Genomic DNA, 10,052 nt, shown 5'->3' on the forward strand with positions numbered 1-10,052 from the left:
GAAAATACGAATGGCTTATTAAGGCGATTTTTTCCTAAAGGAATGAAAATAGGTTCACTTAATGAGCAGGAGATAGCCAATGCTGAATTTTTAATTAACATGAGGCCAAGAGAGGCGTTAAACTTTCTCAGTCCTTATGAGTTTTTAACAGGTAAACGTGTGTCGCTTATTGCTGAGATCTAGGCTCCCCCACCTATCTGAGTCAGGTGGAATTTATCCTGTAACTGGCGAATTGGCTTATTTTGACCAATACTTTCCACACGGGAAGGATGATCAAGGGAAACCATTCAGTGCCTGACACGACTGCACGCCCAGAAGGAACACCGATTCAAAACGCCGCAGAGCAATGGACCATTTCAGCCTCTCAAAGAGTCACCCAAGATCCATTACTCGACAGCTTAGTGTTAATGACCGAGTACTTCGGCACTCCTTGTTCCTGTGACTCAATGACGGCTGGACTACCGCTTTCAAGTAGTGTGTTAACCCCCGAATTATTTCCTCAAGCTGCTGCCAGAGCGGGCTTATCGGCAAAGTTGGCCCGTAAAGGGCTCGATCAAATCCCCTCTATTTTACTTCCTTGTATTTTATTACTTAAAAATCACAAAGCCTGTTTACTCAGAGATCTTGACACCGAGCAAGATAAGGCCATTATCCAACTTCCTGAAACAGGAGGAAAAGAATCGATTAGTATTGAAGAGTTGGAAACGTTATATGTTGGCTATGTTTTTCTGATAAAACAAGAATATCGTGGTGATAAAAGCTTTAATTTGCATTTACATGAAACCCGTTCTCATTGGTTAATCCAAACATTAAAAGATTCTGCCCCCATTTATCGAGATGCCTTAATCGCATCGGTACTGGTGAATATCTTCGCGTTAGTCTCACCGCTTTTTATCATGAATGTGTATGATAAAGTGGTCCCAAACCTTGCTTTTACCTCGCTGTGGGTGCTGGCTATTGGCGCTGGCATTGCGTATCTATTTGATTTTATCATGCGGCAATTAAGATGCCACCTAATTGATATTGCAGGTAAAAAAACTGATATCATCGTATCATCACAAATTTTTGCAAAAGCGATAGGGATCCCTCTAGAAAAACGTTCCCCCAGTATTGGTGCCATGGCGAAACAAGTGAGTGAATTTGACAGTATTCGTGATTTTTTAACCTCTGCAACCATTACTGCGCTCGTCGATCTGCCTTTTGCCATCTTCTTTATCATTGTCATTTATATTGTGGCTGGCGACTTAGCCTTAATTCCACTCATCGGCAGTGTCATCATTATAGGTTACACCTTGGCGATACAATCTCGATTAAAGGCGGCGATTGAAGAAAGTAATAAATATCTCAGCCTAAAACATGGCCACCTTATCGAATCTTTAGCCTCACTAGAGTCTATCAAATCCAGCGGCGCTGAAGGTATTGTTCAAAAAAGCTGGCAACAGATGATTGGCCACACAGCTAATTGGCAATTAAAATCAAAAAAAATAACCACATCGGTGACCAATGTCGCCACTTTTATTGTGCAATTCTCGGTAATTTGTGTCGTCATCTTAGGGGTATATCGGGTTGCCGATAATGCCATATCAATGGGGGGGATTATTGCCGCCGTCATGTTATCGAGTCGTGCAATATCCCCAATGGCGCAACTGGCAGGGTTAATGACTCGAGGCAATCATACTACCAATGCACTACGCCAACTCAATGAAATCATGACTCAAGAAGATGAATTTGAAAATAAAGGCCACTTAGTGAGTCGCTTAAGGATTATGGGGCAATTAGATGCTCATAACATTAGCTTTAATTATCCTGAATCAGAAAAACCGACCTTATATCCGTTATCTTTAACGATAAAACCTGGAGAGCGGGTTGCTATTATCGGCCGCAATGGTTCAGGCAAGAGTACCTTAGCGAAACTCCTCATTGGACTTTATAAGCCTACCAAGGGAAGTTTACGCTATGATGGTTTAGATTCTGCACAAATTCACCCTAGCGATCTCAGACGTAATTTTGGCTATTTACCTCAAGATGTCACCCTCTTTCACGGCTCTATCAGAGATAATATTCTCTTTGGCACTCGACAAGTCACCGAGCATCAATTAATACGAGCGGTACAACTCTCAGGCGTGAATCTATTTACTGATATCGAATCACAGGGATTAGATCAGCAAGTCGGTGAAGGGGGGCTTACCTTATCAAGAGGCCAGCGCCAAATCGTCGCATTAGCACGAGCCACCTTAAATGATCCTCCGGTATTATTAATGGATGAGCCTACAACCAGCCTAGATGCGCGAGCCGAAAAACAATTTCTCAGTGCCATGGAACATGTCACCAAAGATAGAACCTTAATTTTAATCACTCACAAAATGCATCTTTTAAAATTAGTTGATCGCATAATCATCCTGGATAATGGTCGGATCATTGCTGATGGCGGTAAAAAACAGGTGCTTGAAAAGCTCAATGCAGGCACGCTTAATGCGGGGCAGGCTCATGATCAATAATGCCATTCGTATATATCATTATTTTTATGGTTCTTTTTCCGCCAAAGCGGTTGTATTTTCTTCCATCAGGCTTGTTGTGTCTTTTTTTGCCCTTATTATTGAGATCGCATCATGAACAAGCATATTCAATCTAAAGATTTAGACATGGTCGATGATGTATATGGCGCCATGATGACCGAAGCCCCCACAAGCCATAAATTAATCATTTGGGCGTTAAGTGCATTGTTTGTCTGTTTCTTTATTTGGGCTTACTTTTCAAAAATAGATCAAGTCACAACGGGTAGCGGTAAGGTTATCCCCTCTTCTCAAATTCAACTAATACAAAGCTTAGATGGTGGAGTTCTGCTCGAAATGCATGTCAAAGAAGGCATGATGGTGAGAAAAGGACAAGCACTAGCTCGAATTGATGCAACACGGTTTCGTTCAGACTTAGCGCAACAAGAACAAGAAGTCTCTAGTCTACAAGCCGATACCATCAGATTGAGGGCAGAATTAAATAGCATTAATATTGCCGATCTTGCCACCGATTGGCGAGAGCAAATTAAAATCACTCCCGAGCCATTAATTTTTCCAGAAAACATGATTAAAAGCCATTCTAATATGGTCAATAGGCAACGCAAAGAATATAAAAATAGGCTCGATCAATTAAGTAATCATTTAGAGATTGAAACTCGAAAGATTCAACAACGCCAACAAGAAATACAAGAATTAGCCTCTAAAATTAAAACGCTTACAAAAAGCTTTCAGCTAGTGAGTAGAGAATTAGATCTTACCAGGCCATTAGCTCAAAAAGGTATCGTTCCCGAAGTCGAATTACTCAAATTACAACGTACCGTCAATGATATTCAAGGTGAATTATCAACCTTGCGTATTCTTCGCCCTAAAGTGAAATCCATTCTCGATGAGGCTATTCTTATCCGTCGTGAACATACTTATAGTTATATTGCCGATACTCGAGAAGAGCTGAATGACTTACAAACAAAACGATTGCGTATCAATGAAGCTCAAGTTGGCACTCAAGATAAAGTCAGTAAAGCAGAAATCATATCTCCTGTTAATGGCACGATTAAAACAGTGAATATCAATACTCTAGGAGGGGTTGTTAAACCGGGAGAAAATATCATTGAAATTGTACCTACAGACGACCAATTATTAATAGAAACAAAAATATTACCCAAAGACATTGCTTTTTTACATCCCGGTTTACCCGCTATAGTCAAAATTACCGCTTATGACTTTACCCGATATGGTGGGCTAAAAGGGACCGTTGAACATATCAGTGCTGATACGACTCAAGATGAAGAAGGAAATAGCTTTTATTTAGCCATTATTAGAACGAAGCTATCTAGCCTCACCAAAGATGATGGGACTTCAATGCCCATTATTCCTGGTATGTTAACCACTGTTGATGTAATTACTGGGCAAAGATCCATTTTGGAGTACATACTTAACCCCATACTGCGAGCAAAAGACACTGCCCTAAGGGAGCGCTGAAATAAAAAATAATTTTTATAGCAATATCTTAAGTTGGATAAAACTGATAGCAAAACATTGGAGGGACCCCTATGAAAAATAGCTCAATAATAAGATTAACACCAAGCATCATTGCTCTGGCCGTTAGCAGTTTCTTTATATCTACATCATATAGCCAAACCTTAGAGCAAGCTGTCGCGCATACCTTAGAAAGTAATCCGAATATTCGCATTGTCTTTAATCAATTTAAAGCCAGCCAAGAAGTGGTCAAACAGGCCGAAGCTGGATTTATGCCAACCCTTGATGTTACTGGCGGATATGGTTTTGAAAGAACCAATAGTCCAGCCACTCGAAGTCTTGGTAATTCAGAAGATTATTTAGATCTGGATCGAGGTGAATTTGGCGTTAGTATACAGCAAATCATTTTCGATGGTTTTTATACCACCAGCGAAGTTGATAGAACGCGTTTTGAAGCCAGCGCTGAGCAATGGGCGTTATTTGCTGCGGCTGAAGATATGGCATTAGATACAAGCCAAGTTTACATCAATTATATTCAATCTGAACAAGTGCTCACTTTAGCAGAAAAAAATCTCATTACTCACCAAAATATCTATGACCAAATAAGGCAAAGAACCGATTCAGGCTTAGCCTCAACGGCTGATTTATCTCAAATTACAGGCCGCCTTGCCCGTGCGAATGCAAACGTTATTTCGGCAATAAATAATTTTTACGATGCAAAATCTGAATACATTCGCATTGTAGAGCTCCCTCCTGAAGGCTTAATTGTGCCCGTCCCTGATGCTGATATGCTTCCCATAGATCTTGTTGCAGGTGTCATCATGGCGCAAGAGATGCACCCTATATTAAAGTCTGCCACAAAAGATATACAAGCTGCTGAATCACAAAAAGAATCTGCCAAATCAGGTTACTACCCAAAATTCACTTTTGAATTTGATGGCAGTTGGGATAATAACCTTGATGGTGTCAACGGAGACATAAACGGGGTACAAGGCTATTACAATGAACTCGTTGGTATGATCAGAGTGAAATACAATTTATTTGCCGGTGGTAAAGATCTCGCCACCGAAAGAAAAGCGGCTTACAGCTTGAGTGAATCAAAAGAAATTAGACAAAGAGCCGAACGTCAAATTGTTGAAGGTTTAAGCTTGGCTTGGAATGCTTATGAGCTATTAACACCTCAGAAAATGTTTATCAAAGAACATGTTATCGCCGCCAAAGAAACACAACTCGCTTATCGTCAACAATTTAATTTAGGTCAACGTACCTTACTCGATTTACTCGATACTGAAAATGAATTATTTGAAGCCAGAAAAGACTATTTAACCGCTGAATATGCAGAAATAATGTCCCAATATCGCCTATTAAATGCAACAGGTCAGTTACTCGGCTCATTACGTGTCACTCGTCCTGAAGTGTGGCTTGGTGATGCTGAATATGTACAAGGAAGTTACCAATGAAAAAATTAGCTTACCCCCTCATTCTTGGATTACTATCGGCTTGTTCCAGTATCGATACGATGGATCAACCCACAATTCAAGTTTATGATCTTAATGATTATGATCTCGATGGTGTTATCGCAGAGCGCGATCGCTGTAAAGATACCCCATTAGGTGCAACCGTAGATAATTATGGCTGCCCAATTGTTGAGCTTATCCATCAACGCGAAGAAATTAATATCCAATTCGCTAATAATTCATCGACTATTCCACTGGTTTTTTACTCTGAAGTTGAAGCGGTTGCTAACTTAATGAAAGCTTACCCAACAGCAACTGTCTCTATTGAAGGCCATACGAGTAAAACCGGCGATTATGAGCATAACCTGACATTATCAAAAAATAGAGCTGCTGCAGTGAGTACATTACTTTCGACTAAATATGGTATTGATCCTAAACGTTTATCCAGTATTGGATATGGTTATGATCGTCCCATCAATCCAGCTCATCCCGCGGCAGCCGTTAATCGCCGTGTGGTCATTGATATCAGTAATAATCAAAAAGCAACCGATATGGACTGGCATATTTACAGTGTCGATGAAGATGCTAAATAAGCTTTATTGTCATTGAATGACCTTAATGAATGAAAATAAGTAAAACCATTACATTTATGCTGCTATTACTGCTTCTTGGTATAAATAGTTATGCCAAAGTAAAGCAGCTAAATGTACCAAAAATAACCCAAGCATTAGCAGCCCATTACGGGCCTAATGCTAAGCAACGCGTCATTCTTTGGTTTAGGCTATTAGACCAAGCGAGAGGATTAGATGAAAAAGGTAAGCTGTTAAAAGTGAATGTTTTTTTTAACAAATACTCCTACATCCCCGATATGAAACTTTGGGGACATCATAACTATTGGGCGAGTCCAATGGAATTTATAGGAGTTGGTGCGGGTGACTGTGAGGACTTTTCCATTGCCAAATATTTCACTTTATTGCAGCTGGGTGTCGCAGAAGATAAATTAAGAATCGCCATGGTGAGAGCCCCTAAACTGAGCCAAAATCACATGGTACTGACTTATTATGAACAGCCCTCATCAGTCCCTTTCGTCCTCGATAATTTAGATTTAGATGTTAAAAGAGCCAGCCAACGACCCGACCTCATCCCAGTCTATAGTTTTAATGGTAGACAATTATGGCTCAACAAGAAAAAAGCCCAAGGTGTACTCGCAGGCTCATCAAATCAATTAACCCTGTGGAATGATTTACAAGATCGTTTAGGTGTAGACAAACTCAATATACCAATACTCAATTTGGAGTCGTTATGACACTATTTCGACAAATCTATTCTTTATTATTAGCCTTATTTTTGATCATCATCATCAGCATCAGTTATTTCCAATTTCATGCAACCAAAACCTTTCTGACGCAACAAATGGCATCCGATCTCAATAATACCAGTACCTCACTTGGCCTCATGTTAGTCCCTGAATTAGAAGCTGGCAATCCTGAAGCCGTTAAAGCATTGATCGAAACGCTTTTTGATGGGGGCTATTACCAACAAATTACCCTTACTTGGTTAGTTGGAGGTGAAAAAGAAACGTGGAGTAATCCCTTAGAAATAGAAGATGTACCCAATTGGTTCATCTCACTTAACTTATTTTCTCCCATCACCAAAGAAACCATCATCACATCAGGTTGGACTCAACTCGCCCAACTTGAAATTACTGCGCATCCTGGCATGGGGTACAATGAGCTATGGAAAAGTATGTCCAATTTAGTGATTACGATCTTTATCCTATTTTTGTTTGCCCTCATTGTTGCCAGAATTAGTTTGATTTGGTTATTAAAACCATTAAATAACCTTTCAATATATGCAAAAAATATCGCCAAAAGACAGTTTGACCCTAAGATGGAATTACCCAAAACCACAGAATTGAAAGAAGTGGTACAAGCTTTCAATTTAATGTCCGCACAACTGAAAAAAGTATTCTCTTCCTTAAATGATGAAATATCCGCTTTAAGAAGGACCAATTTAGTCGATGAAGTCTCAAGGATCCCCAATAGACAATATTTAGTCAGTCGCTTAAATAGTTGGTTAAGTGAAACCAGTAGCGGCACTTTATTTATGGTCAAAATGGACTGGTTAGCCGATGTACACAGTCAACACGGTTATCAAGTACGCGATCAAACCATACGGCTATTAGCACAAGAAATACAGCAGCAATTGAACACACTATCTCCCTCTGTTATTGCACGTATTGCCGCGTATGAATTTGCTTTTCTTGTTACTGATATAGAACGTGATGTAGTGAATAAATATTTGCAAACATTAATCAGAACGATAAACCAAGAAATATCTAAAGCGGGTTATACCGCTAACGAAAAGTTCGCCATCGGTATTGCCGAAAGAAGCGGACAAATGAATGTATCAGATATCCTCGCCCAAGCCGATAACGCCTTACAAAGTGCCATCAGCAATAATAAAATATTTTACTGGTATGAGTCTCACGAACAAATCCTTTTTACCCAAGTACAATGGCGTGAAAATTTAATTTCAGCCATTGAAAACAAAAAGTTCACATTCAGATTGCAACCTATACAGGTAAGAAACACTCATGAAGTCTTTCAAAAAGAGCTTTTTTGCCAACTAACCCTCGATAATAATATCATCCAAGCAGGTCAATTCATGCCCTATATTGAGCAACTGTCTTTAGGCTCAATGCTCGATAAATGTTTACTTGAAACCTTAATACAAAAGCAACTTCTGATCCTAAATGAAGAACCCATCGTCATCAACTTAACCCACCAAAGTTTGAATAATACGGATTTTCATCAATGGCTCAATACATTCTTGAAAAATGCTAAATGGGGTAAAAAAGCTATTTTTGATATTCCCGAAGCGGCGGTATACAGTAATTTTGAGACTTGCCAAACCCTTTGTAATATCATAAGCAATAATGATGCATGCTTCGGTATTGATCATTTTGGCCGTCAATTCGGATCCATGTCTTATCTCCAAAAATTAAGACCTCAATATGTAAAATTGGATCAGTCATTCACTGTTAATGATGACAATCAACATAATATGGAGCTCAGGCGCGCACTTGTGAATATTGCAGGTGAACTCAATATCGATGTCATCGCGACAGGCATTCAAAATACAGAACAACTTAATTACTTTAAATCTCTTAATATTCAGTATTATATGGGCTTTATCTCACCTCCTACGGATGTAGTTTTTTAAAGATTTAAATACAAATAAATCCCTAAAAAACTATTATGGCTCAATCACAGCGTATTCCAAAAACGCTGTGAAACTGATCAAACAAAAATCAACGTCTATTTATTAACTTTTACTCATTTAAAGCTTAATAATGACTTAATGAAACCATCTACAACTGCACCAAATGATGGCAATAACATAAAAATAACATATTAATAATAATCATGAATTTGCTATTTCCTCTTCAACAGATCATCATCACCCCACACCTACATCACTCGCCAAGTACATTGTAAACAAACAATAATTTATTATTTTAAATCATAAAAACTCTATTAACCACTCATATCAATCAAACAATTTACACATAAAAAAAACACCAAATGTTAATTTAACAAACATTCAGATACAAATTAATATTTTTTAATCTTGTAGATCACGCTAATCTCAAATATAAGCGTTAGGTAAAGGATTTATACCTTCAAACTCACTATTTATGAAGGAGCACTTGTAACCGTTCACCAGCCCCCTATTGACAATAAATACCGCGATCTTATTAAGATCGCAATGACCACTTGAACGATCGTTTTTTGGTGTCATCATGCTGACATGAAAAAGAAAAAATAATTCGAGCAAGAGCCCCCTTCGATTGATAATATCAGCGAAGCCAACCTGTTTATCCGTGAGCTTTGGCAAAAGCTACGTGAATATGAAGACAGGCTTGCACTCAATTCTTGCAATTCATCTAAATCACCATCCTCAGACTCCCCAGCGGATAAGGCTGAGCGAAAAAAGCTCAAACGCCTCGTAGTGGAAATAAGGTTGGCGCTCAACCTGGACATACGGGGCATAAAAGACCACTAGCTGAACTCAGCGCAACCGATGAGCAAGTCACTTGCTTACCGGATCCATGTTGTGCTGATTGTGGTGGCCAAGTGACGAGTAATCAGTCTCCAAGCTATCGTCATCAAGTGTTTGAATTACCTGAGCCTAAACTTGATATCACTGAGTATCAGTTATTTCATGGACGTTGCCAGCAATGCAATACCGTGAGCAAAGGCGTCTTGCCTAAAGGCGCATCTAGCGGCCAAATGGGGCCAAGATTGCTCAGTTATGTGGCCGTGCTCAGTGGCTTGTATCACCTGAGCGTACGTAAAATTCAACGTTTATTGCAAGACCAATATGGGACTCATTTCTCTACGGGCCTTATTTCTGAGGCGCAAGGACGAGTCAGTAGCATGCTGACGCCGACACACCAAGCCTTGCATCAACACATAAAAAAAGTGCCCCTAGTGCATGTTGATGAGACGACGCACAACCGCAATGGAGAGCAGCATACCCGCTGGGTCTGGTTATTATCGAGTAAGGATGCCGTATTCCAACAGGTGAAGTATTTTCGTAA

At 39.5% G+C, this 10,052-nt stretch carries 6 protein-coding genes and 2 pseudogenes; all 8 read left to right on the plus strand.

All coding sequences use genetic code 11. From position 1 onward, the window contains the following. Positions 1–183, plus strand: a pseudogene (locus L2764_RS23880) (IS30-like element ISVsa7 family transposase); the annotation flags it as partial. Positions 184–290: 107 nt separating this feature from the next. After that, positions 291–2,498, plus strand: coding sequence for a type I secretion system permease/ATPase (locus L2764_RS23885; RefSeq protein ID WP_248942879.1), 2,208 nt, complete (start codon positions 291–293; stop codon positions 2,496–2,498). A 111-nt stretch (positions 2,499–2,609) separates the two neighbouring features. Then, the gene (locus tag L2764_RS23890; RefSeq protein WP_248942880.1) at positions 2,610–3,992 is read left to right on the plus strand and encodes an HlyD family type I secretion periplasmic adaptor subunit; all 1,383 of its coding nucleotides are present in this window, start codon (positions 2,610–2,612) and stop codon (positions 3,990–3,992) included. 71 nt (positions 3,993–4,063) lie between these two features. Further along, a complete protein-coding gene (locus tag L2764_RS23895) occupies positions 4,064–5,449 on the plus strand; it encodes a TolC family outer membrane protein (RefSeq protein WP_248942881.1) in 1,386 nt (461 codons plus the stop codon). Beyond that, positions 5,446–6,039, plus strand: a complete 594-nt coding sequence (locus tag L2764_RS23900) for an OmpA family protein (RefSeq protein ID WP_248942882.1) — start codon at positions 5,446–5,448, stop codon at positions 6,037–6,039. The genes L2764_RS23895 and L2764_RS23900 overlap by 4 nt, the downstream gene beginning before the upstream one ends. A gap of 29 nt (positions 6,040–6,068) precedes the next feature. Next, complete coding sequence (locus L2764_RS23905; protein ID WP_248942883.1) at positions 6,069–6,752, plus strand: transglutaminase-like cysteine peptidase; 684 nt, start codon at positions 6,069–6,071, stop codon at positions 6,750–6,752. Then, positions 6,749–8,671, plus strand: coding sequence for a bifunctional diguanylate cyclase/phosphodiesterase (locus L2764_RS23910; protein ID WP_248942884.1), 1,923 nt, complete (start codon positions 6,749–6,751; stop codon positions 8,669–8,671). Before L2764_RS23905 ends, L2764_RS23910 begins: the two co-directional genes overlap by 4 nt. 627 nt (positions 8,672–9,298) lie before the next feature. Next, a pseudogene (locus tag L2764_RS23915) lies at positions 9,299–10,052 on the plus strand (DUF6444 domain-containing protein); the annotation flags it as partial.

Source organism: Shewanella surugensis, from assembly GCF_023284005.1.
Taxonomy (GTDB): Bacteria; Pseudomonadota; Gammaproteobacteria; order Enterobacterales; family Shewanellaceae; genus Shewanella; species Shewanella surugensis.

Coding starts and splice junctions, on each gene's coding strand:
- L2764_RS23890 (WP_248942880.1), top strand. CDS start 2,610: ATGAACAAGCATATTCAATCTAAAGATTTAGACATGGTCGATGATGTA.
- L2764_RS23895 (WP_248942881.1), top strand. CDS start 4,064: ATGAAAAATAGCTCAATAATAAGATTAACACCAAGCATCATTGCTCTG.
- L2764_RS23900 (WP_248942882.1), top strand. CDS start 5,446: ATGAAAAAATTAGCTTACCCCCTCATTCTTGGATTACTATCGGCTTGT.
- L2764_RS23905 (WP_248942883.1), top strand. CDS start 6,069: ATGAAAATAAGTAAAACCATTACATTTATGCTGCTATTACTGCTTCTT.
- L2764_RS23910 (WP_248942884.1), top strand. CDS start 6,749: ATGACACTATTTCGACAAATCTATTCTTTATTATTAGCCTTATTTTTG.